Genomic DNA, 25,518 nt, shown 5'->3' on the forward strand with positions numbered 1-25,518 from the left:
GAAAGTTAAACTTCCATGATCTCTTTTTCCTTTGCAGAGAAAATATGTTCCACTTTGGAAATAAAGCCGTCCGTTAATTTCTGAACGCGGTCTTCACTTACTTTTACCAGATCTTCCGCAACGCCTTCTTTGGTCAGCTTGCGAAGGGAATTGTTGGCATCCTGACGAATGTTCCGGATGTTGATCTTGGCTGTTTCAATTTCGTTTTTCGCACGCTTTACAAGCTCTCTGCGTCGTTCTTCATTAAGCGGCGGAACCGAAATCCGGATCAGTTCACCATCATTGGAAGGTGCAAAGCCCAGGTTGCCGTTGCGGATTGCTTTTTCTATATCATTAATGATTTTTCTTTCGAAAGGCTTGATGGCGATCGTCCTTGCGTCCGGCGTATTGATGGTGGCCACGTTCTGCAAAGGCGTCATGGAGCCGTAATATTCAATCTGAAGACCTTCCAGCATCTGGGGCGAAGCTTTTCCTGCGCGGATTTTTCCCAGTTCTATAATAAGGTGTTTGATAGCACCTTCCATAGTATCTTTGGCATCTTCAAGATATAATTCTATTTCTTCCATTGTTTATAAAAGATAATATATTTCGGTTAATTCGATATCAAAGTTCCGACTTCTTCTCCCATAACCAGATCATACAGATTGCCGGGCTTGTTCATATCGAAAACAATAATCGGGACATTATTTTCCTTGCAAAGCGTAAAAGCGGTAAGGTCCATAATCTTAAGATTTCTGGACAGCGCCTCATCGAAAGTCAGTTTGCTGTATTTGGTTGCGAGCGGATCTTTTTCCGGATCTGCAGTATACACTCCGTCCACGCGCGTACCTTTCAAAACCACTTCCGACTCGGATTCAATGGCACGAAGGCCGGCAGTTGTATCCGTCGTAAAATATGGATTTCCCGTTCCTGCACCAAAAATAACAACTCGCCCTTTTTCTAGGTGACGGATTGCACGGCGGCGAATAAGCGGCTCGCAAACCTGCTCCATTTTGATAGCCGACATCAGCCTTGTGTTCATGCCGTGCTTTTCAAGAGAGCTCTGGATTGCCATTCCGTTGATGACCGTGGCCAGCATGCCCATATGGTCGCCCTGAACTCTGTCAATCCCGGATTTTTCTACAGATGCACCGCGGAAAATATTTCCTCCACCGATTACAATGGCCACCTGAACGCCGACTTCTGTAATTCTTTTGATTTCCCGGGCATAGTTATCGAGTATGTTGAAATCAATAACCTGGGCTTTATCGCCACCATTAAGAGCTTCTCCGCTGAGTTTTAGTAATAAACGTTTGTATACTGGTTCGGGCATGATTGTAGATATAGGTGTTTTCGTCCGTAAAAATAAGCGTAGGAAGTCAAGATAAACAAGTTATTTATTGAAACTCGAGCAATACCTGATTTTTTTCAACGGTTTCGCCCGCTGCCACTTTCAGTGTTTTTACCGTTCCGCTTCCGGATGAGCGGATTACGTTTTCCATTTTCATTGCCACCAGCACCAGCAGCGTATCGCCTTTGCTGATCACATCTCCTTCTGCAACCGCAACAGACTGGATCAGCCCGGGCATAGGCGCCTTGACATTGTTCAGTTTCTGGGCCGTACTGTTCTGAAGTCCCATTCCTTCCAGAAGCAAATCCAGATGATTTTTTGTCTTGGTATAATAATGCTGGCCGTTGATCAGTAAATGAACCGATTTTTCCTGGGCGTTGACTTCAAGCACTTCCACGTTATATGATTTGTTGTTGCGTAGAACATGAAATTTGTTCAGGCCTAACTCAGTAATATCTCCGTCGAACTGCTCGTTTCCGACAAACCATTTGTCTTTCCGGCTGCTTATTTCAAATGAATTTCCGGAGGAAACTTCGCTGTTTTCCTGGAACGGAATTTCGGAAACGTTGATCTTCAGCATACGGATTCACTGTATTCATGAATGATTTCGTTCAGTATGCCGTCCAGTTCCTCAAATGTCATTCCTTCCACCAGTCGCATGCGGAACGGCTTGAAATGTTCGAGTCCTTTGAAATAATTGGTATAATGCCTGCGCATTTCAAAAACACCTGCAACCGGGCCTTTCCAGCGAATCGAAAATTCAAGATGTTTCCTGCATACTTCCACGCGCTGCTGCATGGTTGGCGGCGCCAGTTTTTCACCGGTTTTCATAAAATGCTTGATCTCGTTGAAAATCCACGGATTACCGATTGTAGCACGGCCGATCATAATGCCGTCAACGCCAAAGCGGTTTTTGTATTCCAGTGCCTTTTCCGGCGTATCCACATCGCCATTTCCGAAAATCGGGATCGTTATGCGCGGATTGTCCTTGATTTTTGCAATCAGCGTCCAGTCTGCCGAGCCTTTGTACATTTGCACGCGGGTTCTGCCATGAATGGAAAGCGCCTTGATACCGATATCCTGCAGACGTTCGGCAACTTCCTGGACATTCTTGGTATTTTCATCCCAGCCAAGCCGGGTTTTTACCGTCACGGGCAAATGCGTGGATTTTATAACGGCTTCAGTCATTCTCACCATTTTCGGGACATCCTGAAGCAACGCAGCGCCGGCTCCGCGGCAGGCCACATTTTTGACCGGACAGCCATAATTGATATCAATAAGATCCGGGTTTACGCGGGATGCAATTTCTGCACACGAACCCATTGTTTCAACATCACTGCCGAACAGCTGAATGCCGACCGGTCTTTCGTATTCAAAAATATCCAGTTTCTGCACACTCTTTGCCGCATCCCGGATAAGCCCTTCGGATGACACGAATTCGGTATACATCAGATCGGCCCCGTTTTCCTTGCATACAGCGCGGAAAGGCGGATCGCTTACGTCTTCCATCGGTGCCAGAAGCAGCGGAAAGTCGCTCAGTTCTATATTTCCTATTTTAACCATTTCAGCAAGACGAATGTCGGTTATACTTCCAAACGTGGGTTTAAACCCTTTATAATACGTTTTACTTGTTAACTCCGTATTTTTAAATTGATAATAAACCGTAAATTTACACCAATTATGCAAAATAGTAATCCAGTCCCGGCAGTTTCCCGTGTGCCCGGCACCATGGGCAGTTTATTGGTTTTAATCGGTTTTGTGCTGATCGGAATGGCTGTGGGGAACATGCTGGCGCTGATGTTGCTGGCCGTTTACAAGTCGGCCGGTGTGGAAAGCATTGCCGTGCTGCTGAACAAACTGATTTCTGATCCTGCAAAAGTTCCGAACGGATGGAATGCATTGATGATCCTGCAGGGAACCGTTCATTTTTTCTCCTATCTTTTGCCTTCACTGATTTACTGGTTTTATATCGAGCGCAGAACGCTCCGTCAGTTTGATTTCAGGGAAAAGCCGGCAGCCGGAATCTGGCTTCTGGTATTTTTGCTTGTGCTGGTTTTTATTCCGGTCAACAGCAAGTTTATTGAATGGAACGCCGCCATGAAGCTGCCCGACACTTTTTCCGGACTGGAACTGTGGATGCGCGAGAAAGAAGATCAGCTATCGGTGATGACGGGTTTTCTTACCAATTTCAAACAATTCGGTCAGCTGCTGATTGCCCTGTTTGTGGTCGTGCTGCTGCCGGCAGTAGGGGAGGAAGTGCTTTTCCGCGGAATTATCCAGACAAAGCTTTTTCAGCACTGGGGAAATATACATCTTGCTGTATGGACGGCGGCTGCGATCTTCAGTGCCATTCATTTTCAGTTTTACGGATTCCTTCCGCGCATGATGCTGGGCGCATTGTTCGGGTATTTGTATTTCTGGACCGGAAATTTAAGGATTGCCGTACTTGCGCATTTTGTGAACAACGGGTTTGTACTGGTTATGGTATATCTGCACAATATCGGCATCGTAAAAACAAACATTGAAGAAACCAAATCAATGCCTGCCATGCTGGTGCTGGTTTCATTGATTCTTTCGGCTGGTATACTTCTGTTAATAAAAAAGTCGGGTGCTGCCGGAGATATCCGCCGCGCAGGCCTTTAATTAAAAAATCAAGCAAAAAACTTTATGGCTGAAAACTGGGTAAAAGCATTTCAGAGCGGACGAATGATCCGTGCCGAAATAGCCCGTGAAATACTGGAACAAAATGAAATACCGGCTGTGATTGTGAACAGAAAAGACAGCAGCTACCCGATTTTCGGAACATGTGAGGTTCACGTGCCGGCAAGTGACCTTTTGAAGGCCCAAACAATACTGACGAATGAAGACGCGCTTAGAGAAACTGAGTAATTTGCAACAGCGGGCAATTACCGCGCTGGCAGGAGTATTTGTGATTATCAGTTGTATACTTTACAGTGAATTAACCTTTTTACTGCTTTTTTGTACCATCAGTTCATTGACTCAGCTGGAATTTTACAGATTGCTCGGACTGGACGGAAACCAGCCGTTAACTTATTATGGTACTTTCTGCGGCACAGTTATGATGTTTCTTGCGTACTTGATAGAACAGGACATTGTACCGTTCTCAAACTATTTCATTATCAGTCCGCTGCTGTCCATGATATTTTTTATCAAACTCTATAAAAAGAATGACCTTAAACCTTTTACAAACATCGGTTTTACATTTCTGGGGATTATTTATGTAGCGTTGCCTTTTGCACTGATTATCGTGATGGCGCTGCGGGGCGGGAAATACAATTACGAGATCGTTCTGGGAAGCCTGCTTTTACTCTGGGCATCGGACATAGGCGGTTATTTTGCCGGTACAAAGTTTGGAAAAAGGAAGCTGTTTGAACGTATTTCTCCCAAAAAGTCCTGGGAAGGCGCCATGGGAAGTGCTGCTTTTGCAGCGGTTATTGCATTTGCGCTGGGGTTTTATTTCCGTACCTTCGAACCCTGGAAATGGTACTGCATCGGTGCCATTATTGTAGTGGTAGGAACTTACGGTGATCTTGTGGAGTCACTTTTCAAGCGGAGTATTGCCATTAAGGATTCCGGGACCAGCATACCCGGGCACGGTGGTTTTCTGGACAGGTTTGACGGCCTGCTGCTTTCCGCTCCGTTTATAGTTACATTTTTAAAGTTATTTTCCTAACAAAAATTGCTTTTTAATTCAGACAGGCAATGCATAGGCTGCCGGGTCGTTGATTAACCAAGGAACAATTTTTACATGCTTTTTCAAGACAGAAGCCGAAAGGAAAAGTAACTTACAACAACGTTCTAAAACCGGAAATTTTGACCGGTACTCAATTCATAACCCGAAACGAATGAAACGGAGTCTCTTAATATTTTTAGTGCTTGCAGTAGTTACATGTTTTCAGAACTTGTACGCACAAGGCGAACAGAAAGCGATTATATTCTCCGGAGTCGTCGTAGGCGGGAAAACAACCGAGCGGCTGCCGGGCGCCACCATATTTATAGTAAATGCAGGAAGAGGTACGCTGGCCAAAAGTGACGGATCGTTTACGATTCCCGTATTTCCCGGTGACAGCATCATTTTCAGTTATGTCGGTTTCAAAAAGCAGTATCACGTTGTTCCGCGGAGTTATAACTCGGATATTTATTCGGCCATTGTTGCATTGCGCGAGGACGTCGTAACGCTTTCAGGCGTAACGATTTATCCTTATTCTACGGAAGAAGAATTTAAAAAGGCTTTCCTTACGCTGAAACTGCCGGATCAGGCGGACCGTGATGCGCTTGCAAGAAGTACCGATCCGGATTATATCAACAGAATGGCGGCGCAGGTTCCGAACAATGCGCAGACCAATTACCGATATTCCATGGATCAGCTGATGTTTGGGCGTGAATCGGCGGCGAACAAAGGTTTTGCAACCACATTTCCGTTCCTGAATCCTTTTGCATGGGCCAGTTTTATCAAGTCGGTTAAAAACGGTGATCTGAAGCAAAAAGAATGGCGTAAAGAGCTGAATGCGGCACCGCGTGAAAATATTACCAAACAGGATTTTATTCCGCCGACTCCTGAAAACGATATCAAGCGAAACGGCAGCAATTAATTTTTAGTTATCGCAACGGAACTTGGATCGAATTTTTCCAAAGTCAGGTTTTCTCCGTTAAAAATGGCAAAGTGCTGCTGTTTGAGCCATTCGCCAAGATTTATATATCTCGAACTGTCATTTACTTTCATGTCCAGCGGAAGATGCCGGTGCCCGAAAATGTAATAATCGTGATGATTTGTCTTTTCCACAGCAAGGCAGTACTGAAAAAGCCATTCGTGGTCTTCACCTAAAAAATGTTCTTCTCCTTTGTGGTCGTTGGCGCGACGGCTCCTTTTGGACCATTCCATCGCAATCCAGATTCCGACATCCGGATGCATAAGCCGGAACATCAGCTGAAAAAAGGAATTCTCGAATATTCTTTTCAGAACCTTGTAAGTATTATCACCCGGCCCGAGCCCGTCGCCGTGGCCAACCAGAATCGATTTGGTGCTTTTACCGGAAATGAACGTGTAAGTCACCGGGTTGCGGAAAATAGTCGCGCCAATTTCATCGGTCAGATAACCAGACATCCACATGTCGTGATTGCCGGTGAAAATGACGAGTTTAATGCCTTTGTCGCTCAGTTCAGCCAGTTTTCCAAGCAGCCGTACAAATCCTTTAGGAACCGCCTTGTTGTATTCAAACCAGAAATCAAAAATATCTCCGACCAGAAAAATCATTTGTGCGTTGTGCTCGATGGATTCCAGCCAGCTAATGATAAGTCTTTCTCTTTCACGGCTTTTAGTCATAGACGGAACGCCAAGGTGAAAGTCGGATGAAAAATACACGCAGCGGCCTTCGTGTAATTGAACGGTTCTTTTTTCTGGTTTAAAATTCATGCGTCAGTTGCAAATGCCATGCAATTTACAACCTTCCGGTAAATAGCCATTGCAGGCTGAAAGATTGATCGTCAGAATCGTGCTAATTAAACCTGCTTTTTCTAGATTGCGCCTTGAAACTAGTTTAGGTATGAAAGCAAATTTGTTCTATTTTTTGTTGTTAATTATTCCACTGTTTTATCAAAAAACGGTATTTGCACAAGCCGTTAAGAAAATTCCTGCCGACAAGCAGCGTTTAACGCAGTGGAAACCGGAAAAAGGACAGTATTATTTCAGCCATTCACTTGTATATGAATATGAAAACAAGGCTGCAAAAACAAAAGGAACGATCAGGATTTATCTTGATCCGGTCAGCGGAGCCATGTGTTTTCTGAAAGACAGCAGTTTCATGCAGAAAGGAAAATCGTTTGATTTGGTCATTGGTTTCCCGAACGGAAAATATACGTTTTACGGAACGGACGACGCCGGAAAGAAAACAAGGATTTCCGAAACTGTAAATGAAATGAAACCGGATCCCGAAACCGTTTTGCAGCAAAAAGAGGATTTTGCAACATACTGTCTGCCAACTGCCAACAAACGAACCGAATTCGGTCTGGAAAGCATGGAGTACAATCTGGGTTACGCAACTTCCGACACAAAGGATAAAATCTGGCTTGCCAAAACGCCGTTCAGCGTCTATGCGCTTTACGGACTTGAATTTGTGGAAAGCGCTGTAAGCCTGCCCGTTTCATTCGATTACATGCATTTGCTGGACGCTGACCGGCTGATAACGGAGTTCAGTTCAAAAGATACTTTTTTCAAACTGGTTCGTTTTGGACGCGATCCGTATACTGCAATCACGAAAGGTTATCAGGAATCAAAACGGGAAGACTGAAAAATCCGTTTTCAGAATGAAAATCCTGAAAACGGACTGATTATATTACACGCTTTCGGATGCTGCGCGTTCAGCCATCACTTCGGAAAGCGGGCGCAGATTGGCCGGGATTTCCTCTTCCTGATCTTCTTCGGAAGTATACGGGAATACATCCAGAATCGGCGTAAGCGTAATGTCCGTAACTTCATACGGAATCAGAAAATTACGCATGCTTTCATTGATCCGGTCCAGTGCCTGCTGGATGCCGTCCGAATTCACAAGCATGTAATTGACGATTTTCTTTTCCTTTCCGCTTTTTTCATCCACTGAAAAGTAAATGACCTTTGCTTTAAACCATTGTTCGCCTTCCTCGTAAGCAAAAAGATCTGCAAGGCGCATCCGTGAAATACTGGACACGCTGAAATCGCTGGCATCGGTAACAATCTGTTTGTAAAGCCTCGCTTCGGACTCCGTGTAGGAAACGGCATCCACAAGGTAAACTTCATTGATTGTTTTCAGACTTCCCGACTCATTCTCCTTTTGATACCGAATTTTCCCTAAATACCAGCTCGCCATATTTATATTTTATTTACAACTGAAAAGTCTGCAAATGTAGATGCTTGTGCCAAAGCCTGCAAAAAATATAGCTACAAAGTAATAATCCGCTAACCGTATATGCGTTCTGATACCTACTGTTTAACTTGCCAAAAAAAATATGTAAATGAAAAAGAACATCTGGATTTTTGTAATACTGCTTGCGATGGGAGCAATGACGGGCTGCGGAGTAGGCCGTCAGGTTTCGGAAGCAAAAACGTTTGGTGAATGCAAATACGATATTGCGTCTGTTGACAGCGTTTATCTCGCCGGAATTGATATTCGGGAATTCCGTAATCTGAAAAGCTTCAACGACTTTGACCTTGCCAGATATCCCGGACTGGCCATGGGCCTGCTCAGGAAAAATTTGCCGCTCGATCTGAGGGTAAATCTGGATATTACCAATCCGACAAACCGACGTGCCGCCATTAACCAGCTTGAATACAAAGTGCTTTTGTCTGAAAGTGAATTGTTTAACGGATACCTTAGCCAGCTTATCGAAGTAATGCCGGGAACAGGCAAAACAAGAGTGCCGATCAGACTGAACGCAAACGCATATCAACTGATTTCCAGTGATGAAACAAGAGATAAATTCATCAACATGATTCTTGCACTGACTGGAAAATCGGATGCAAAGCCAACAAAATTCACTGTAAAGGTAAAACCAACGCTGGATCTTGCAGGAAAACAGATCAACTATCCGGGTTATATTACTTTTGAAAAAGAAGTAACCAGCCAGATGCTGACCGGCACACGTTAATACCTGCTAACAAACACACACTATATTTTGAAACATTTTACAGACAATCCATGTCTGTTGCAATATTTTGCAACAGTAATTTTCCTGTAAACGGCTCGGTGCCGCCATTTTCTTTACAAACCTGCAAATTTTAAAACAGGATTAATTAACAGGAAAAGAAGCCCCCTTATATCAAAAAATGCAGATACTTACCTACAACCTCAACGGAATCCGGGCAGCATTAAAAAACGGACTGATCGACTGGTTAAGGACTATGCCCGCTGATATTTTATGTTTTCAGGAAGTGAAAGCGACCCCGGACGTTGTAGACCTTGCCGGATTTGCGGAACTGGGCTACGAGCTGATCGGATGGCATGCCGCCGAAAAAAAAGGGTACAGCGGCGTGGCCATTTTTTCCAAAATAGTGCCGGATTACGTTTTCCACGGATGTTCAATTCCCGTTTACGATCAGGAAGGAAGGATACTGAGAGCTGATTTCGGAGATATTACGATTCTGAACTGCTATTTTCCGTCAGGTACAAGCGGTGAAATCCGTCAGGGCGTAAAGATGGAGTTTTTGCGTGATTTCTACGAATGGGTTTATGAACTCCGGAAAGAAAGGCCGAATCTTATCATCTGCGGTGACTACAACATTGCGCATACCGAAATTGACATTCACGATCCGGTCAGAAATAAAAAAATGTCAGGATTTTTGCCTGAGGAAAGAGAATGGCTTACAAAATGGTTTGACAACGGTTATACCGATGCATTCCGGTTTAAAAATCCGGATCGGAGGGAATATTCATGGTGGACTTACCGCGCCGGCGCAAGGGCCAATAACAAAGGCTGGCGAATCGATTACATATCCGTTGCCGATACGATCAAAGACCGGATTGTAGCCAGCAGGCTTTACAATGACGCCGTACATTCGGATCATTGTCCGGTTTGGCTGGAACTGGATTAAACGGCTTTTATTCATTGGTATAGTTTTGTAAATTGGATCAGAAATAGACTTAATAACCAGGAATATGGACTTACAAATGCCGGTGACACTGAAAATGGGCGATCTGATGAGTGAAGAGGAATTCTTTCAGTTTTGTCGGATGAACGACGACACACTAGAGTTCGAAAGAGACTCGCATGGAAATATTATACTTTTGTCTTTGGCAGGAGCTTTTACAGGAAATCTCAATTCAAAAGTTTTAGCTGAACTTGGAATCTGGAATAAGAAAGATCAATTAGGGAAAGTTTTTGGTTCTTCAACCGGCTTTACATTGCCAAACGGAGCTGTGCGTTCGCCGGATGTTTCCTGGATCCGGAACGAGCGCTGGAATGCACTTTCCAAAGAACAGCAGGAAGGCTTTGCTCCGTTATGCCCTGATTTCTTGATTGAAATACGTTCAAAATCCGATGATCTGAAATATCTTCAGGATAAAATGAAAGAATACATTGCAAACGGAACTTCACTCGGCTGGCTGATCGACCGCTTTGACAACAAAGTTTACATTTACCGTTCAGACAAAAGCGTAGAAGTTCACGATTCACTTCACATCGTGCTTTCCGGCGAAACGGTTCTTCCCGGTTTTACGCTTGATCTTGCTTCACATCTAAATTAGCATAAGCATTGTTTTACAAATTTGATCAGACAAAAATCAAATAACCAAATTATGGAAATTTCAATGCCAGTAACACTAAAAATGGGCGATCTGATGAGTGAGGAAGAATTTTTTCAGTTTTGCCAGATGAACGACACACTAGAGTTCGAAAGGGACTCATATGGAAATATTATACTTATGTCACCAACAGGAGCTTTTACAGGCAACTTTAATTTACGCATTTCGGGTTTTCTGTTCATGTGGAATGAAACACACAGACTTGGACAAGTTTTTGATTCTTCCACCGGTTTCACATTGCCCAACGGAGCTGTTCGTTCGCCGGATGTTTCGTGGGTCCGGAACGAGCGCTGGAATGCAATTTCCAAAGAAGAGCAGGAAGTTTTTGCGCCGCTATATCCTGATTTTGTGATTGAAATCCGTTCGAAATCCGATGGATTGAAGTATCTTAAAGATAAAATGAAAGAATACATTGCAAACGGAACTTCACTCGGCTGGCTGATCGACCGCTTTGACAACAAAATTTACATTTACCGTTCAGACAAAAATGTAGAAGTTCACGATTCACTTCATACTGTGCTTTCAGGCGAATCCGTGCTTCCGGAATTTACGCTGGACCTTGCTTCACTGATCAAATAACGATATCATAAAAACTGCTGTTCATTAACAATCTGTACAAACTTGTTCCGGTATTTTCTGATTTACAAGCCTTTTGGAATGCTTTCACAATTCAGTCGTGAAGGTGAACAGCCGACGCTGGCGGATCTGGATTTTGAATTTCCAAAAGATATCTATCCCGTCGGGCGGCTCGATGCCGACAGTGAAGGCCTGCTGCTGCTGACCAATGACAATTATCTGAAGACCAGACTTCTGGAACCCAAATACCGGCACGAAAGAACCTATTATGTACAGGTTGAAGGCATTATAACCAGAGAAGCCTGCACTTCCCTTGCAGAAGGAGTTGCTATTTCCATAAACGGAAAACAATACAGGACGCTTCCTGCACGTGCGATTCCTATGAATGAGCCTGCGCTTCCGGAACGCAATCCGCCGATTCGGTTCCGTAAAAATATTCCCGTTTCCTGGCTTGCCATTACTTTGCACGAAGGTAAAAACCGTCAGGTAAGGCGGATGACAGCCGCAGTCGGCTTTCCTACGCTCCGTCTGGTGCGGTGGTCGATCGGGAAAATTTCACTGGCTGACAAAAAAGAAAATTTTCCTAAACCCGGGGACGTATGGGAAGTTACGGCAAAAGAAGCGCGGGACTTTCTCAAATGACCGTAGGCAGGAATGCATAAAACAGCCTGATGCACTTGCCAAACCGGAGAGAAGGGTTAATTTTGTACATATCCTTTTTTTAAATAAGGCTGATAATTGGCAAAGGCACAAAAAGAAACCCCGCTTAACAAACAATATAATCAGATCAAGGCCAAGTACCCGGGTGCACTTCTGCTGTTCAGAGTAGGCGATTTTTACGAAACATTTGGTGAAGATGCCATCCGTACTTCCAAAATCCTCGGAATTGTACTGACACGGCGCAACAACGGCGGTTCGCATGAGGAACTTGCCGGCTTTCCGCACCATTCGCTTGATAATTACTTGCCCAAGCTGGTCCGTGCGGGCGAGCGCGTTGCCATTTGCGACCAGCTGGAAGATCCTGCGGCTGCCAAGGGAATCGTAAAACGCGGTGTGACCGAACTCGTGACGCCGGGCGTTTCTTTCAACGATAATGTGCTGGATATCCGTAAAAACAATTATCTGGCTGCCGTTCACGTTGGGGCCGACGGCTTGTACGGAGTGGCTTTTCTGGATATTTCTACAGGCGAGTTCATGACTTCGCAGGGCAATGCGGCTTACATTGACAAAGTGCTTCAGGGATTTTCTCCTGCCGAAGTTTTATTTTGCAAGAAACACAAACAGGAATTTCATCAGCTTTTCGGAGGAAAATATCATACTTTTCAGCTGGAAGACTGGTGTTTCGGCTATGATTACGGCTACGAACAGCTGATTACGCATTTCCAGACAACGACGTTGAAAGGATTTGGAATCGAAACACTTCCGATGGGCGTTATTGCCGCCGGCGTATTGCTGCATTACTTGCGGGAAACGGAGCATAAGGATGTTGCCCATATTGGCCGGATCACAAGGCTGGAAGAAGAAAAGTATGTATGGCTTGACCGTTTTACAGTCCGTAATCTTGAACTCGTTCATCCGCAGCAGGAAGGCGGCGTTCCTTTGATTCAGGTGCTGGATCAGACGGTTACACCGATGGGCGCAAGGTTGCTGCGCAAGTGGGTTGTACTGCCGTTAAAGGAAAAACTGCCGATTGAAGAGCGCCTGAATACGGTTTCGCATTTCCTGGAAAATGAGGAGCTGCATGAATCGGTTATGCAGTATCTGAAGCAAATTGGCGATCTGGAAAGGCTTATTTCAAAAGTTGCCGTTCGAAGGATCAATCCGCGCGAACTGGTGCAGCTTAAAAAATCGCTCAAACAGATCGGGCCGGTGAAAGAGCTGCTTTCCGGTCTGATACAGAAAGAAGAGGATAAATCCGGTGCGCAGGATGATAAAAGGATAGTCACAAATCCAGCCGTTGAAATACTCAGGAAATATGCGGATCAGCTGAATCCGTGCAGTTTTCTGGTGGATAAAATTGAAAATGAACTGCGGGAAGATGCGCCGGTTCTTTCCAATCAGGGACGGATGATCAAAAGCGGAGTGGATGCCGAACTGGATGAACTGCATGCCATTTCCTATGAAGGAAAGGATTTTTTGCTCAAACTGCAGAACCGTGAAATCGAGCGGACCGGAATCGGATCGCTGAAAATAGCTTACAACAAGGTTTTTGGTTATTATCTGGAAGTTACGCATGCACATCAGAATAAAGTTCCTGCGGACTGGATCAGAAAGCAGACGCTGGTGAACGCGGAACGTTACATTACGCCGGAGTTAAAGGAGTACGAGGAAAAAATCCTGAATGCGGAAGAGAAAATCGCAGCCATCGAATTCCGGATCTACAATGAAATCATTCTTACTGCTGCAGAATACGTCAGTATGATCCAGCAGAATGCATTTGTCGTTTCCACTTTGGACGTACTGAGCTCATTTGCGACCATTGCCAGAAAAAACAATTATGTAAGGCCGGTCATCAGCGAAGGAAAAGAACTGGATATCAAAGACGGCCGCCATCCGGTCATTGAGCAGCAGCTGCCGCTGGGTGAAAGTTACGTTCCGAACGATCTGTATCTGGATGATACCACGCAGCAGATCATTATCATAACAGGGCCGAACATGGCCGGAAAATCCGCCCTTTTACGCCAGACTGCCTTGATTGTTCTGATGGCTCAGATGGGCTGCTATGTTCCGGCAAAAGCAGCTTCCATCGGACTTGTGGACAAGGTTTTCACGAGGGTAGGAGCCAGCGATAACCTGAGCCGGGGCGAAAGTACCTTTATGGTCGAAATGACGGAAACGGCCAGTATTCTGAACAACCTGAGTGACCGAAGCCTTGTGCTGATGGATGAAATCGGAAGAGGAACAAGTACTTACGACGGCGTTTCCATTGCTTGGGCTATTGCCGAATACCTGCACAACCAGACGGATTGCAGGCCGAAAACGCTTTTTGCAACGCATTATCATGAACTTAACCAGCTTGCCGAAGACTTCCCGCGCATCAAAAACTTCAATGTGGCCGTAAAGGAAGTTGACAATAAAGTGATTTTTCTGCGCAAGCTGAAACCCGGCGGGAGCGCGCACAGTTTCGGTATTCACGTCGCCCAGATTGCGGGTATGCCGCAGCGTATTGTGGTCAGGGCAAGTGAGATCATGCAGCACCTTGAAAAAGACCATGTAGCGCATGAACATAAAAAACGGGTAAAGGAAATCCCGAAAAACAATTTTCAGCTCAGCATTTTTGAGCCTGCCGATCCGCGCCTGGAAGAGCTGAAAGAAAGGCTGGCGCTTGTGGATGTGAACACACTTTCACCTATTGAAGCATTGCTGAAACTGAATGAATTCCAGAAAATCGTAAAGAAATGATGTCTAACCTTTTAAAATTTACTATTTAATCTCCTATTCTCTTTTTATGAAAAATTCGACGCGTTTTCAGCTGATGGCCATGATGTTTCTCCTGTATTTTATCTGGGGATCGTGGTATGGGCAAATGAGTAAATACATGTTTACACAGCTTGGGGCTACGGGTGTGCAGGTAGGAAATGCCTATGCTGCCTTTTCAATTGCCATGATTATTGCCCCGTTTTTCGTTGGTATGATTGCCGACCGTTACTTTGCCGCGCAGAAAGTGCTCGGGGTTTTAAGTCTTGCCGGTGCAGCCATCCTTTATTTTCTGACCGGTGTTAAAGATCCCGATACTTTTTTCTGGGTTATTCTGCTTTACTGCATCACATTTGCCCCGACCATGGCGCTCACAACTTCCATCGCCATGCAGCAGGTGACCAACTCTGAAAAGGATTTTCCCGGCATACGCGTAATGGGAACAGTCGCCTGGATTGTGGTTTCCAATATTATCGGTTACTACGGCTTCGGCGACAGCGTCATGATCTTCAAGATTTCAATGGTTTCTGCCGCAATTCTGGGTGTGTATTCATTTTTCCTGCCCAATACGCCTCCAAAGCCAAGTACAAGCACGTCATTTTCAGCTATTCTAGGATTAGATGCCTTTAAGCTTTTCAAGGACCGCTCTTTTGCCATTTTCTTTATTTCGTCCTTGCTGATCTGTATTCCGCTTTCATTTTATTATGCCATGGCCAATCCGTCACTGACCGACTCGGGCATGACGAATGTTGAAAATAAAATGTCTCTGGGCCAGGCTTCCGAGGTCGTTTTCATGCTGCTTATTCCGCTGGCATTTGCACGTCTGGGTGTTAAATGGATGCTGATTGTAGGTCTTATCGCATGGATTATCCGTTTTATCGGCTTTGGTTACGGCGATGCTTCCAGCGAATGGCTTTTATACCTTGCCATTGTCCTGCACGGCGTTTGCTACGATTTCTTTTTTGTGACCGGCCAGATTTACACAGACAGCAAAGCGGGAGAAAAATACCGTTCTTCTGCGCAAGGGCTGATCGCCATTGCTACTTACGGTATCGGAATGGGAATCGGTTCATGGGTTTCCGGCGTTGTTGCGGATATGTACACGGTGAACGGCGTCAAGGACTGGACAAGCGTATGGATGGTTCCTGCCGGTATTGCAGCCGTGGTTCTTGTTCTTTTTGTGCTTTTCTTTAAAGACAACAAGATTAAGGCGGCGCAGTAAACTTTTCTGTTTCAGGAAAGTTAAATATGTTCCCGGCTTCAGGAATTACGGATATGAAGGCTAATAAAAAAACCTGTAAGTCTGAACTTGCAGGTTTTTTTATTTTAATCATTTATTGAATCTTAATACCAGTCATCGTCGTCATCGTCGTCGCGGCTTCTGGTGTAGTTTTTAGATCCGCCTCCGCCTTTTTTGGAGTCTCCTTTTCCAAAGCGGTCCTCTGACCTTGATTTTCCGCCAAATCCGCCTCTTTCGCTTCCATATCCACCTTTATCACCGCTGCTGTATCCGCGGTCGTTATTTCCTCTATATCGGTCACTGCTGCCGGAGTTTGAGCTTTTTTCACTTCCATATCCGCCGCCAAATCCTGCGCCGGAACTGCTTCCGCCATCGGTATTGCTGCTTCTGTCAGATCGGTAAGTATTGCTGCTTCTATCGTTTCCTGCGTTGCTGCTTCTGTCACTTCCGGCATTGCTGCTTCTGTCCGTTCCTGCACTGCTGCCTTCTCCGCCAGCCGGCCGTGGTCTGTTAAAACCTTCTCTTTTGAATTCTCCTCTGGGAGCGCCCGCGTCACTTCTTGCTTCTTTTTTCTGTGATTCGTTCACTACCAACGGCCTTCCATACATTTCTGCTCCGTTCAATTCACTAATAGCCAACTTTGCCTCACTTTCGTCAGGCATTTCTACAAACCCGAAACCTTTGCTTTGACGTGTAATTTTGTCAATGATAATTTTCGCGGAGCTCACTTTACCAAATTTCTCGAAAGCTTCACGCAGTTCGCTTTCCTTTAACTTAAAAGAAAGACTCCCAACAAAAATGTCCATGGAAACGCCTGTTTTTGTTTAATTTTTAGGTTATAAATATATTTATTTTAGTTGATATGCTACAACACTGTTTTTCATGAATGTGGGAACATAAACAATTTTTTTCACGCTGTCATAGCCGATGTCCGCAGAATTGATGCTGTCCGCACTGGTATCCAGCAGCTTTTCGGTAGTTCCGTCCGATTTTACGTAATAAACCACGCCGGCCCAGCAGGAAACAATGTATTCACCCGGTTTAACCTGCTCAATCCCGTCTGTGCTTTTATCCATTCCTTCCGCAACGACGGTTACCTGCTTAGACGCACTCAGCTTTTTCAAAGTTCCGCTGTCTGCAATTAATAAATCGGAACCAACTGCCAGCAACCCGTTCGGGCGTGTCAGGTCTTCAAAATAAGTGGAAATTTTTCCGTCTTTGATCAGATGTACTTTTTTGGTTTCCGTATCCGAAACATAGATATTTCCCTTGGAATCAATCGTCACATCATTCAGGAACTTGGCGCCTTCCACTTCGTGCTTTTTTGAAATTTTACCCGATTTGATATCTATTTCAACCAGTTCAGAAACATCCGCAACAAAAAGTTTATTTCCCAGCCGGGCCATGCCTTTCGGTGCGTTAAGGCCGGTTACCCAATCCTGCGCAAGGATTTTACCATCCACGCCTACTTTTGCAATGCCGCCTTTTCCATCTTTTTCACCGGGTTTTCCGTCAATCTGCGCTACAAACAGCAGTTTGTCCTGCGCATTGTAAAAAACAGATTCAGGAATGGGCAGTGTGGCTTCGGTTGACCATATTTTAGTAAGTGTATGTTGTGCCTGCAAATGGCTGCCGCAGAACGCTGAAATCAATAATGCAGTGAGTGCAATGTAATTTGTTTTCATAAATGATCTGTTAATTCCTTCCTTTGGTTTGCTGTTATTCATACCAAAGGTTAAATCAGGCTAATTTACTTTCTATATTATAAATTTCTGATGAATAAATCAAAGCTAAATAAAAATGGCCATAGTGACCAGGCCGTATATTTTAAATTTTTGCTAAATTTCAGTAAAAAAGCCTTGCCGGATACCGACAAGGCTTTTTCCTGTTTGTAGCAACAGGTTATTTCTTCTTCTTCTTTCTGGAAGAAGCAGCCGGTGCTTCGGCCTTTTTAGAAAGGTCATTGATCCGGATATTCCTGAATTTCAGCTCCGAGCCATGGCCCAGAAAACCGAGATAACCGCTTGTACGGCTTAAACCGGGATGTTCCTTGTGATCAGCCGTTCCGTTTTTGCTTGCTTCCGCCAGATCGCCGTCCAGTATAACCGTGCCGTTCAGTGTAACCCTGATTTTTGAGCCTTGTACACGGACTTCTTCATAGTTCCATTCGCCGAGCGGTTTCAGGAATCCTCTTTTTGCAGGAATAATACCGTATGCCGAGCCATGATACTGATACTCGTGCAAATCTTTGTAAATATCAGCGTCATTGTCCAGAATCTGTATTTCAGTTCCTACGTAAGCTGCGTCGCCTTCCATCGGCGTTCTGATTCCCAGGCCGTTATTGGCTCCGGGCGTAAGCTGGAATTCAAACCGGAAATCAAAATCGCTGTATTCGTCTTTGGTGTACAGATTTCCTTTTCCGCCTTTTTTCGGATCAACGACCAGTTCGCCGTTCTGGATAAAATAGTCGGTTTTGTTGCCAACCCAGTTGAATAAATTCGTTCCGTCAAAAAGTACCTTGAAACCTTCTTTTTTCTCGGTTTCTGACAGTTCAAACGGCTCGGGACGAGGGATTTCGCGCACATATATATCGCGGTAATTGATCTGGTTGCCATGCGCCTGCAACTCGATCTGTTCTTTTGCAAAAATCGGCAGCTTGCGGTCCCAGTAATTTTCCAGCACCACATTGTCCACTACATTTTCGCCGTTAAGGTCCACAGAAACGCGGTCTCCGATCATTGTAATATGGAAAGTGTTCCATTCGCCAACAGCATTGTCGGCTACTTTGGAAGGCTTGCTCGGGTTTGTCTGATTGTTGTATAAACCGCCGGAACCGACCTGCGCGCCTACGCTTACCCGCGAAGTATCCCAGATCTGCACCTGGGGTGTTCCGCGCAGGTAAATGCCCGCATCGCCGTCTTTCTGGATTTTCCAGTCCACGTACATTTCAAAATCTCCGTATTGCTTTACGGTACAAAGATTATCGCCATGCCCGGAAAATACGAGTTCGCCGTCTTTTGCAAACCAGTCTTTATGAACAGCTTCATCGGCTTTCTTCTGTTTGGCGGCCAAAGTGTCAGGGCTCATTTTGCTGCGTGCAATCGGGTTTTCAACCAAACCTTTCCAGCCTGTAAGGTCTTTGCCGTTGAACAATGAAACAAATCCTTCGTCGGTCGGCAGTTCGGCCAGATGCTTGCGGATGGATTCTCTCTGGTATTCGCTGTCTTGTCCTTTCAGTAAAGAAGCTGCTTTGGAAAGCAGATTACGTATTTCGGCATTGTAAAAATCTTTATTCGAAAGGCCGATGTTCATAACGGCTTGTGCTGCTGCCTGCTGCGTAGCCGGATTGTCAAGGTATTTTCCTGCAAACAGCAACGCGTTGAACGTTCTGTATCTCGACAGTTCTTTCAGGATCATTTCTTTTTGCGCGTCCGTTTTGGTAAGGTCCATTGCTTCACGCAGCATAATTACTTTGTTCGCAGGCGTTTTGGTCGATTTGGTAGCAGCAGCCACATAGCCCGACAAAGCGGCATTGAAGTGATCAGAGTCAGATGTCTGTTTTGCTATTTTCAAAAGTTCATTTGCCGCGCTCGCGTCCGTCCAAGCTGACAAGGCATTGATGGCCGCTTTTTTAGAAATTGCGTCTCCGCTGTTATAGGCTGAAACCACGGAAGTCAAAGCTTTGTTTCCGCCGATTCCCGCCAGTACCGCAAGATAATTGGATTGCTTGTCAGCCGGAGAAGCCTGCATTTGTTTCAGGATCATGTTGCTTTGTGCATTCACGTCGCCCGAACCTTTGATGCCTGCACTTACCGCTTTCTGAACGGCTGTAATTTCCTCAGGATTGCCCGCTGCATTCAGCAATGTAAACATTTGCGGAAGATCAGTGCTTGTAACCAGTGAGCTTAATGCGTTGTAAGCAGCTGTTTTAACCTCCGCGTTCTGACTTTTAAGCAGCGCCGAAACGACATTCAGTTTGGAGCCTGCACCTCTTGCCGCAAGTACCTCAATGGCCGCAGGCTGCGCAGCGGCCGGCAAGCCGGGCAAAGCAGTTGCAAGCTGATCCACAACGCCATTTCCTTTAATTGTAAGCAGACTGCTTTTTACCGCTTTGATTTCTTCTGCATTGCCGTTTTTCAAAACCGGAATCAGGTTTGCCAGACTGCTTTCCTGCCCGATTTTTCCTGCTGCCCAAATAGCCGCCAGTTTTACTTTGCTGTCTTTTGAATTAAGTGATTTCAGTATTGCCGGCAAAGCATCTTTGGATTCCGCACGTCCGAGCATGGTGATTATTTCTGCCTGAACTTCCGGCTTTGCTTTTTTCATGGCGTTCAGCCACGGCGTTGTTCCGTCTGCCATCGTGTATTTCTGGCCGAGTTTCAAAGCTGCTGCGCGATACTGCGGATCGGCACTTTGCAATGCATTAACCAGAACCGGAACAGACTCACGTTTCTTGATATCCGAATAAATTTTCAGCGCCGAGGAACGGGTTGCGCTTTGCTTGGCATCTGGCGTATTTTTGATCAGTGCCAAAGCTGCTTTTTCAGCGGCAGGCGCATTGCCGTTTTCAGCAAGTCTGGCCAGATAGTTAAGGTAAACCGCCGTAGCATCCGCTTCATCGTAGCCATAAGCTGCTTTCTGGGCAGCACCGGCAAGAATCGTTTCCGACGACGGAGCGCCGATTTCTGAAAGCGCGTACAGGCTTACTTTGCGAAGGTTTACATCCGTGCTTGCTGCCGTTTTTTCAATGGCCGAAGCTGCTTCCTTGTAACGGCTGCCGCCAAGCGCCTCGATAATGGCGATTTGTGCTGAACCGGATGCGTTGCTCAATGCCTGCAGCAAAGCTGCGCCGGCTGCCGGAGAACCGATCCGCGCCAAAGCTCTGGAAGCCGGGCCGGACAATCTTTCATCCGACAAATAGGTTTTCAGGACATCAACGGATTCATCTTTTCCAACGGTCTGAATCTGGTAAATCAGGAAATTTTTGCTGTCCGGATCATTTACTTTGGATAATGCTTCACCGTAAGCTTCGGCGGCATTTTTGCGCAAGGCTTCCTTTCCGGCCTGCGAAGCATAATAAGTGAATCCGCCCAGTGCATACTGGATTTTTGTATTGTCGCCTTTGCCCAATGGCGTAAGCATGGAAGCAATCTGTACCAATCCGGGCTTTCCAAGGCTAGCCAGTTCTTCCATGTTTTTATTTAAAGCCGTTTGATTTTCGGAAGGAAATCTGGAAAGCAGCGCATTGACTTTCGTCTGCAGTGCATTGTCGGTTTGTGCCCACGCCTGTGAAATAATCAGGCATAAGGCCAGAAAAGTATAAATCGTTTTTTTCATTTTTAAAGCTGGTTGGCATTTTTGCTGGCAACACGCTGTTAGCTGTTAGCTTTTAGCTGCCGGCATCTGGCTTCTTTTTGATTTGAATTTTTAACTGAAATCGCAGTGAAACAATGAATCGGTGTTTTCCTGTTTAAATGGTCCACGGCCCGCGCATGGGCTGGTTAATCAGACGGTTTGCACCTTCATCATCAATGAATTCCTGTTTCTCAGGATCAAATTTAAGCGAGCGGCCCAGCCTTAAGGCAGTCAGTCCCATATTCACGATTGTACAGGAACGGTGCCCGTTTTCTTCATTAAGCGCAAACTTTTTACGGTTTTTAACAGCATCTACAAAGTCGGTAACCTGCGGTTCGGGATCAGGGAATGCAGCCAGCTTTTTTTCAAGGTCCGGAATGTCCGATCTGAAATTCGGGTAAAGCTTTCCTTTAGGGCCTTCAATGTAAGCTACATTTTCGTCTTTTGCCTCTCCGTCCAGCACGATCTGGCAGCCGTCTGCATAGGTGTAAGTAATTCTTCGCCAGGTTCCTACGGCTTCGGTATGCTGCTGCGGCGCATCAATTTCAACACTTACCGGACTGGTATCGTCTTTTCCAAGAAAATACTGGATCGGGTCAATGTAATGCTGGCCCATATCGCCAAGTCCGCCGCCATCATAATCCCAGTACCCGCGGAAAGTCTGATGAACACGGTGCTCGCTGTACGGCTTGTAAGGTGCAGGCCCGAGCCACATTTCGTAGTCCAGCTCGGCAGGAACCGGCTGCGGAACATTGTTTGTTTTGCCGACCCAGTAAAATTTCCAGTCAAAACCCGTATGCTTGCTAACAGTAACTTTTAACGGCCATCCTAGCAACCCGCTCTGAACCAATTTTTTAATGGGTTTTACCGGCGTTCTCATTCCGTAAAAGTTGTCTTCAAAACGGAACCACGTATTGAGCCTGAAAATACGGCCATGCTGCTGAACTGCCTCAACGAGCCGTTTTCCTTCACCGATCGTACGTGTCATCGGTTTTTCGCACCATACATCTTTACCGGCGCGTGCTGCATCGGCAGCAATGATGCCGTGCCAGTGCGGCGGCGTTGCCACGTGCACAATATCTACTTCGGGAAGCTGAATCACTTCGCGGTAATCAGAAAAAGTTTTTACGCCTTTGTCCACCATACCGGCTGCAATCTCAAGGTGCTTTTTATCCACATCACAGAGTGCAACTACTTTGGTGCCCGCATAAGGAATGTGTCCGCGTCCCATGGAGCCGGTTCCGACAATGGCTTTGGTAAGCTGGTCGCTCGGTGCAATAAAGCCTTTACCCAGCACATGCCGCGGAACGATGGAAAAAGTAGCCAGCGTGGCAAGCGAACCTTTGATGAAGTTTCTCCTGGACGCATCGGTGCCTTTCTTTTCTTTCATTTGTTAAGGATATTTAGGAATGTAAAAATGGTGATAACCGGATTGTGAAATTATGACAATATTTATAATGTAGCAATGCAAGGTCAATACCGCAGAACATTAATCCGCTATTACTTTATAATAAAACAAGTTTTCCTTTAACATTCCTATTTCTGCAAAACATTGTTCTGCAAGTATTAATTTGATTGTCATTGTGATTTACAGTGGAATGTTGCCGTGTTTTTTTCTGGGTAAAACATCCACCTTGTTTTCCAGCATTTCATACGCGCGAATGAGTTTTTCGCGGGTTTGTTCGGGATAAATGACTTCATCAATGTAGCCGCGGTAGGCTGCGCGGTAAGGATTGGCAAACTTGTCGGTGTATTCCTGTATTTTTTCCTGCAACTTTTCTGCGGGATTTTCGGCTTTGGCAATTTCTCTTTTAAAAATGATCTCGGCCGCACCGCTTGCGCCCATAACGGCAATTTCGGCAGTCGGCCATGCAAAATTCATGTCGGCTCCGATGTGCTTGGAATTCATGACGTCGTAAGCGCCGCCATATGCTTTTCGTGTAATGACCGTAATGCGCGGGACTGTGGCTTCGCAAAAAGCATACAGCAGTTTGGCACCGTTGGTAATGATGCCGTTCCATTCCTGATCGGTTCCGGGCAGAAATCCGGGAACGTCTTCCAGCACGAGTAGTGGAATATTGAAACTATCGCAAAAACGCACAAACCGCGCCGCTTTCTGGCTTGCATGAATATCCAGCACGCCGGCAAGTACGGCAGGCTGGTTGGCAACAATCCCGATGTTTCTGCCTGCAATCCGGGAAAAACCGATGACAATGTTTTCTGCAAAATTTTGATGAACCTCGAAAAAGCTGTTTGCATCCGATAATTCAATAATAACTTCCCGCATGTCGTAAGGCTGATTGGCATTGTCGGGAATAATGGAATTTAAAGCCGGTCTGGACTCATTTCCGGGCGTATAAGGCAAGCGCGGCGCATCGTCTTCGCAGTTCTGAGGCATGTAGCTCAGTAACTTTTTGATAGCCAGCAGGCATTCGACTTCATTGGGCGAAACAAAATGCGTAATGCCGGATTTGGTAGCGTGTGTCATGGCGCCGCCGAGTTCTTCGGAAGTCACTTCTTCATGCGTCACGGTTTTTACGACATTCGGCCCGGTCACAAACATGTAACTCGTGTTTTCAACCATCAGAATAAAATCCGTAATGGCAGGAGAATATACGGCACCACCCGCGCACGGACCCATTACGGCCGAAATCTGCGGTATAACGCCGGACGCAAGCGTGTTTTTGTAAAAAATATCCGCATAACCCGCGAGTGAAAGCACGCCTTCCTGAATCCTCGCGCCGCCGGAATCATTGAGCCCGATCACGGGTGCGCCGTTTTTCATGGCCAGGTCCATAATACGGCATATTTTCTCTGCGTGCGTTTCGGAAAGCGAACCGCCGAAAACGGTAAAATCCTGTGCAAAAATATAGACCACGCGCCCGTTTATTTTGCCGTAACCGGTAACTACGCCGTCGCCGAGGTAATGTTCCTTTTCCAGACCGAAATCGTGGCTGCGGTGAACGACGAACTTGCCGATTTCTTCAAATGTGCCTTCATCAACCAGAACCAGAATCCTTTCACGTGCAGTCAGCTTTCCCTTTTCATGCTGCGCTTTGATCCTCTTTTCACCACCGCCCGATTGGGCTTCTGCATTTTTATGATCCAGTAATTCTTTTTTTGAAGCTGCTGCAGATACGGGTTCCATGTAATACGGCTGATATGGTTACATTTGTTATTGAACAGGTTATAAATATAGCGTCATTTTACTGATTCGGGAAATTATTGTATTCTTATGAGGAAGATCGGGCTGTGCGTTTACTTGCTTACAGGGTTTATGTGTGCTCTTAACGGAACGGTACGGGCGCAATCCACCGGCGGAAGAAACAAACTGGACTTTCTGCAACTGCCGGCACAGGCCAGAAATGTGGCTTTGGGCGCAACACATCTTACGGTTTCCGGCAATGACCCCGCACTTTTCATGCAAAATCCTGCCCTGCTCGATTCTTCCAAATCCGATCATGCTTCCGTTAACCTGATGCCGTACCTCGCGGATACAAGGTTTATAAACATGGCTTACGCCAAGCGAGCCGGAAAAACGGCCGGAACATGGGCGGTCGGGATTCAGTACCTGAATTATGGAACCATGCAAGAAACGGATGACATCGGCAACGTAATAGGAGAGTTCCGCGCGGCCGATTACGGGATTTCTGCGGGCTACGGGCATACAATCGGTGCGTTTACTTTGGGCGGGACGGTTAAATTCGCAGGCGCTTCCGTTGAAGCGTATCAAATCTGGGGAATGGCGCTGGACTGGGGCGGCGTTTTCCGGCATCCGCGTCAGGATCTTACGGTTGGGTTTGTGGTGAAAAATATGGGATTTCTGAAACAGAATTACGTCAGCGCCAACGATCCTGTACTGCCGCTCGACATCCGGGCCGGGCTGACTTTCAAGCCGGAATACATGCCGGTCCGCGTTTCCCTTACAGTGCATCATCTCAACCGGTTTGATATGGTTTACAATGATCCCAATCTGTTTTACACTTATGATAGCAACGGTAACAAAATTCCGAAACAGGTCGGGGTGGCAGAAAAACTCGGACGGCATCTTTCACTGGGTGCCGAGGCATTAGTGCATCCCAATTTCCGGCTTCTGCTTGGATATGATCATTTGAGAAGACAAGAGCTGCGACTGGCGAACAAAGGTGCACTTGCCGGTTTTTCATTCGGTATGGAACTGAGGATTAAAATGTTTGAGGTCAGTTACGGCCGTGCGCAATACGTTCCGGGTTTCGGAAGCAGTTCCTTGTCCATTGTCATGAACCTTAAAAACGGGTTTGTTGCAGAAAAGAAAAAGTAGCCGGCAT

24 protein-coding genes are annotated in these 25,518 nt (G+C 45.8%); 13 read left to right on the top strand and 11 right to left on the bottom strand.

The window, feature by feature from the left end; all coding sequences use genetic code 11:
- Nucleotides 1–5: 5 nt before the first annotated feature.
- The 4 genes from frr to dusB form a co-directional block, all read right to left on the bottom strand.
- Nucleotides 6–566: a ribosome recycling factor gene (gene frr / locus FEM33_RS00925; RefSeq protein ID WP_139010243.1), complete on the bottom strand. Its 561-nt coding sequence runs from the start codon at nt 564–566 to the stop codon at nt 6–8.
- Nucleotides 567–592: 26 nt separating this feature from the next.
- Entirely contained in the window at nt 593–1,312 is a 720-nt protein-coding gene (gene pyrH / locus FEM33_RS00930; RefSeq protein ID WP_139010244.1) for a UMP kinase, read from the bottom strand.
- A 64-nt stretch (nt 1,313–1,376) separates the two neighbouring features.
- Nucleotides 1,377–1,910, bottom strand: coding sequence for an acyl-CoA carboxylase biotin carboxyl carrier protein subunit (locus FEM33_RS00935; protein ID WP_139010245.1), 534 nt, complete (start codon nt 1,908–1,910; stop codon nt 1,377–1,379).
- Nucleotides 1,904–2,893 (bottom strand): tRNA dihydrouridine synthase DusB, encoded by a 990-nt coding sequence (gene dusB, locus FEM33_RS00940; protein ID WP_139010246.1) that lies wholly within the window; start codon nt 2,891–2,893, stop codon nt 1,904–1,906. The genes FEM33_RS00935 and dusB overlap by 7 nt, the downstream gene beginning before the upstream one ends.
- A gap of 117 nt (nt 2,894–3,010) precedes the next feature.
- Here dusB and FEM33_RS00945 point away from each other — a divergent pair, with 117 nt between their 5' ends.
- From FEM33_RS00945 to FEM33_RS00960, 4 genes are all read left to right on the top strand, one after another.
- Entirely contained in the window at nt 3,011–3,973 is a 963-nt protein-coding gene (locus tag FEM33_RS00945; RefSeq protein WP_139010247.1) for a CPBP family intramembrane glutamic endopeptidase, read from the top strand.
- 24 nt (nt 3,974–3,997) lie between these two features.
- A complete protein-coding gene (locus tag FEM33_RS00950; RefSeq protein ID WP_138280951.1) occupies nt 3,998–4,219 on the top strand; it encodes a putative signal transducing protein in 222 nt (73 codons plus the stop codon).
- Complete coding sequence (locus tag FEM33_RS00955) at nt 4,191–5,024, top strand: phosphatidate cytidylyltransferase (protein ID WP_139010248.1); 834 nt, start codon at nt 4,191–4,193, stop codon at nt 5,022–5,024. The genes FEM33_RS00950 and FEM33_RS00955 overlap by 29 nt, the downstream gene beginning before the upstream one ends.
- A 172-nt stretch (nt 5,025–5,196) precedes the next feature.
- Nucleotides 5,197–5,943: a carboxypeptidase-like regulatory domain-containing protein gene (locus tag FEM33_RS00960; RefSeq protein ID WP_139010249.1), complete on the top strand. Its 747-nt coding sequence runs from the start codon at nt 5,197–5,199 to the stop codon at nt 5,941–5,943.
- On the opposite strand, the gene FEM33_RS00965 is transcribed toward FEM33_RS00960, so the two are convergent.
- Nucleotides 5,940–6,764 (bottom strand): UDP-2,3-diacylglucosamine diphosphatase, encoded by an 825-nt coding sequence (locus FEM33_RS00965; protein WP_139010250.1) that lies wholly within the window; start codon nt 6,762–6,764, stop codon nt 5,940–5,942. The two genes, FEM33_RS00960 and FEM33_RS00965, sit on opposite strands and share 4 nt — an antisense overlap.
- Before the next feature lie 130 nt (nt 6,765–6,894).
- Between FEM33_RS00965 and FEM33_RS00970 the strand changes: the two genes are divergently transcribed.
- Complete coding sequence (locus FEM33_RS00970) at nt 6,895–7,638, top strand: hypothetical protein (protein ID WP_229214015.1); 744 nt, start codon at nt 6,895–6,897, stop codon at nt 7,636–7,638.
- A gap of 45 nt (nt 7,639–7,683) precedes the next feature.
- Here FEM33_RS00970 and FEM33_RS00975 read toward each other — a convergent pair whose 3' ends face one another.
- Nucleotides 7,684–8,193 (bottom strand): DUF4494 domain-containing protein, encoded by a 510-nt coding sequence (locus tag FEM33_RS00975; RefSeq protein WP_139010251.1) that lies wholly within the window; start codon nt 8,191–8,193, stop codon nt 7,684–7,686.
- A gap of 145 nt (nt 8,194–8,338) precedes the next feature.
- Here FEM33_RS00975 and FEM33_RS00980 point away from each other — a divergent pair, with 145 nt between their 5' ends.
- The 7 genes from FEM33_RS00980 (at nt 8,339) to FEM33_RS01010 (ending at nt 15,838) form a co-directional block, all read left to right on the top strand.
- Nucleotides 8,339–8,971 carry a hypothetical protein gene (locus FEM33_RS00980; protein ID WP_139010252.1) on the top strand — a complete coding sequence of 211 codons (633 nt, stop codon included), beginning with the start codon at nt 8,339–8,341 and terminating at the stop codon, nt 8,969–8,971.
- A 178-nt stretch (nt 8,972–9,149) separates the two neighbouring features.
- Nucleotides 9,150–9,914, top strand: coding sequence for an exodeoxyribonuclease III (locus tag FEM33_RS00985; protein WP_139010253.1), 765 nt, complete (start codon nt 9,150–9,152; stop codon nt 9,912–9,914).
- 64 nt (nt 9,915–9,978) lie between these two features.
- Nucleotides 9,979–10,566, top strand: coding sequence for a Uma2 family endonuclease (locus FEM33_RS00990; RefSeq protein WP_139010254.1), 588 nt, complete (start codon nt 9,979–9,981; stop codon nt 10,564–10,566).
- 93 nt (nt 10,567–10,659) lie between these two features.
- Nucleotides 10,660–11,202 (top strand): Uma2 family endonuclease, encoded by a 543-nt coding sequence (locus tag FEM33_RS00995; RefSeq protein ID WP_229214028.1) that lies wholly within the window; start codon nt 10,660–10,662, stop codon nt 11,200–11,202.
- Nucleotides 11,203–11,280: 78 nt separating this feature from the next.
- Complete coding sequence (locus FEM33_RS01000) at nt 11,281–11,841, top strand: pseudouridine synthase (RefSeq protein ID WP_229214016.1); 561 nt, start codon at nt 11,281–11,283, stop codon at nt 11,839–11,841.
- A 96-nt stretch (nt 11,842–11,937) separates the two neighbouring features.
- On the top strand, nt 11,938–14,601 hold the full coding sequence (gene mutS, locus FEM33_RS01005) for a DNA mismatch repair protein MutS (RefSeq protein WP_139010257.1): 2,664 nt from the start codon (nt 11,938–11,940) through the stop codon (nt 14,599–14,601).
- Nucleotides 14,602–14,647: 46 nt separating this feature from the next.
- On the top strand, nt 14,648–15,838 hold the full coding sequence (locus FEM33_RS01010) for a nucleoside permease (protein ID WP_139010258.1): 1,191 nt from the start codon (nt 14,648–14,650) through the stop codon (nt 15,836–15,838).
- A 122-nt stretch (nt 15,839–15,960) separates the two neighbouring features.
- Here FEM33_RS01010 and rbp read toward each other — a convergent pair whose 3' ends face one another.
- From rbp to FEM33_RS01035, 5 genes are all read right to left on the bottom strand, one after another.
- On the bottom strand, nt 15,961–16,662 hold the full coding sequence (gene rbp / locus FEM33_RS01015) for an RNA-binding regulator (RefSeq protein ID WP_139010259.1): 702 nt from the start codon (nt 16,660–16,662) through the stop codon (nt 15,961–15,963).
- A gap of 42 nt (nt 16,663–16,704) precedes the next feature.
- Nucleotides 16,705–17,541 carry a strictosidine synthase family protein gene (locus FEM33_RS01020; RefSeq protein WP_139010260.1) on the bottom strand — a complete coding sequence of 279 codons (837 nt, stop codon included), beginning with the start codon at nt 17,539–17,541 and terminating at the stop codon, nt 16,705–16,707.
- A gap of 217 nt (nt 17,542–17,758) precedes the next feature.
- Nucleotides 17,759–21,193, bottom strand: a complete 3,435-nt coding sequence (locus FEM33_RS01025; protein WP_139010261.1) for a 3-keto-alpha-glucoside-1,2-lyase-like domain-containing protein — start codon at nt 21,191–21,193, stop codon at nt 17,759–17,761.
- Between the two features lie 133 nt (nt 21,194–21,326).
- Nucleotides 21,327–22,601: a Gfo/Idh/MocA family oxidoreductase gene (locus tag FEM33_RS01030; protein WP_139010262.1), complete on the bottom strand. Its 1,275-nt coding sequence runs from the start codon at nt 22,599–22,601 to the stop codon at nt 21,327–21,329.
- A gap of 198 nt (nt 22,602–22,799) precedes the next feature.
- A complete protein-coding gene (locus FEM33_RS01035) occupies nt 22,800–24,359 on the bottom strand; it encodes an acyl-CoA carboxylase subunit beta (protein ID WP_139010263.1) in 1,560 nt (519 codons plus the stop codon).
- Between the two features lie 129 nt (nt 24,360–24,488).
- Here FEM33_RS01035 and porQ point away from each other — a divergent pair, with 129 nt between their 5' ends.
- On the top strand, nt 24,489–25,511 hold the full coding sequence (porQ, locus tag FEM33_RS01040; protein ID WP_229214017.1) for a type IX secretion system protein PorQ: 1,023 nt from the start codon (nt 24,489–24,491) through the stop codon (nt 25,509–25,511).
- Nucleotides 25,512–25,518: the final 7 nt, after the last annotated feature.

This window comes from Dyadobacter flavalbus (assembly GCF_006149045.1).
Classification (GTDB): Bacteria; Bacteroidota; Bacteroidia; order Cytophagales; family Spirosomataceae; genus Dyadobacter; species Dyadobacter flavalbus.

Bases quoted from the DNA above. Each gene is read 5' to 3' on its own strand.
- rbp (WP_139010259.1), bottom strand. From the start codon at position 16,662: ATGGACATTTTTGTTGGGAGTCTTTCTTTTAAGTTAAAGGAAAGCGAA.
- FEM33_RS01030 (WP_139010262.1), bottom strand. From the start codon at position 22,601: ATGAAAGAAAAGAAAGGCACCGATGCGTCCAGGAGAAACTTCATCAAA.
- FEM33_RS00935 (WP_139010245.1), bottom strand. From the start codon at position 1,910: ATGCTGAAGATCAACGTTTCCGAAATTCCGTTCCAGGAAAACAGCGAA.
- FEM33_RS00990 (WP_139010254.1), top strand. From the start codon at position 9,979: ATGGACTTACAAATGCCGGTGACACTGAAAATGGGCGATCTGATGAGT.
- FEM33_RS01000 (WP_229214016.1), top strand. From the start codon at position 11,281: ATGCTTTCACAATTCAGTCGTGAAGGTGAACAGCCGACGCTGGCGGAT.
- FEM33_RS01010 (WP_139010258.1), top strand. From the start codon at position 14,648: ATGAAAAATTCGACGCGTTTTCAGCTGATGGCCATGATGTTTCTCCTG.
- FEM33_RS01025 (WP_139010261.1), bottom strand. From the start codon at position 21,193: ATGAAAAAAACGATTTATACTTTTCTGGCCTTATGCCTGATTATTTCA.
- FEM33_RS00965 (WP_139010250.1), bottom strand. From the start codon at position 6,764: ATGAATTTTAAACCAGAAAAAAGAACCGTTCAATTACACGAAGGCCGC.
- FEM33_RS00980 (WP_139010252.1), top strand. From the start codon at position 8,339: ATGAAAAAGAACATCTGGATTTTTGTAATACTGCTTGCGATGGGAGCA.
- porQ (WP_229214017.1), top strand. From the start codon at position 24,489: ATGTGTGCTCTTAACGGAACGGTACGGGCGCAATCCACCGGCGGAAGA.
- FEM33_RS01020 (WP_139010260.1), bottom strand. From the start codon at position 17,541: ATGAAAACAAATTACATTGCACTCACTGCATTATTGATTTCAGCGTTC.
- FEM33_RS00985 (WP_139010253.1), top strand. From the start codon at position 9,150: ATGCAGATACTTACCTACAACCTCAACGGAATCCGGGCAGCATTAAAA.
- frr (WP_139010243.1), bottom strand. From the start codon at position 566: ATGGAAGAAATAGAATTATATCTTGAAGATGCCAAAGATACTATGGAA.
- dusB (WP_139010246.1), bottom strand. From the start codon at position 2,893: ATGGTTAAAATAGGAAATATAGAACTGAGCGACTTTCCGCTGCTTCTG.
- FEM33_RS01035 (WP_139010263.1), bottom strand. From the start codon at position 24,359: ATGGAACCCGTATCTGCAGCAGCTTCAAAAAAAGAATTACTGGATCAT.
- FEM33_RS00945 (WP_139010247.1), top strand. From the start codon at position 3,011: ATGCAAAATAGTAATCCAGTCCCGGCAGTTTCCCGTGTGCCCGGCACC.
- FEM33_RS00995 (WP_229214028.1), top strand. From the start codon at position 10,660: ATGAGTGAGGAAGAATTTTTTCAGTTTTGCCAGATGAACGACACACTA.
- FEM33_RS00970 (WP_229214015.1), top strand. From the start codon at position 6,895: ATGAAAGCAAATTTGTTCTATTTTTTGTTGTTAATTATTCCACTGTTT.
- pyrH (WP_139010244.1), bottom strand. From the start codon at position 1,312: ATGCCCGAACCAGTATACAAACGTTTATTACTAAAACTCAGCGGAGAA.
- FEM33_RS00975 (WP_139010251.1), bottom strand. From the start codon at position 8,193: ATGGCGAGCTGGTATTTAGGGAAAATTCGGTATCAAAAGGAGAATGAG.
- FEM33_RS00955 (WP_139010248.1), top strand. From the start codon at position 4,191: ATGAAGACGCGCTTAGAGAAACTGAGTAATTTGCAACAGCGGGCAATT.
- FEM33_RS00960 (WP_139010249.1), top strand. From the start codon at position 5,197: ATGAAACGGAGTCTCTTAATATTTTTAGTGCTTGCAGTAGTTACATGT.
- FEM33_RS00950 (WP_138280951.1), top strand. From the start codon at position 3,998: ATGGCTGAAAACTGGGTAAAAGCATTTCAGAGCGGACGAATGATCCGT.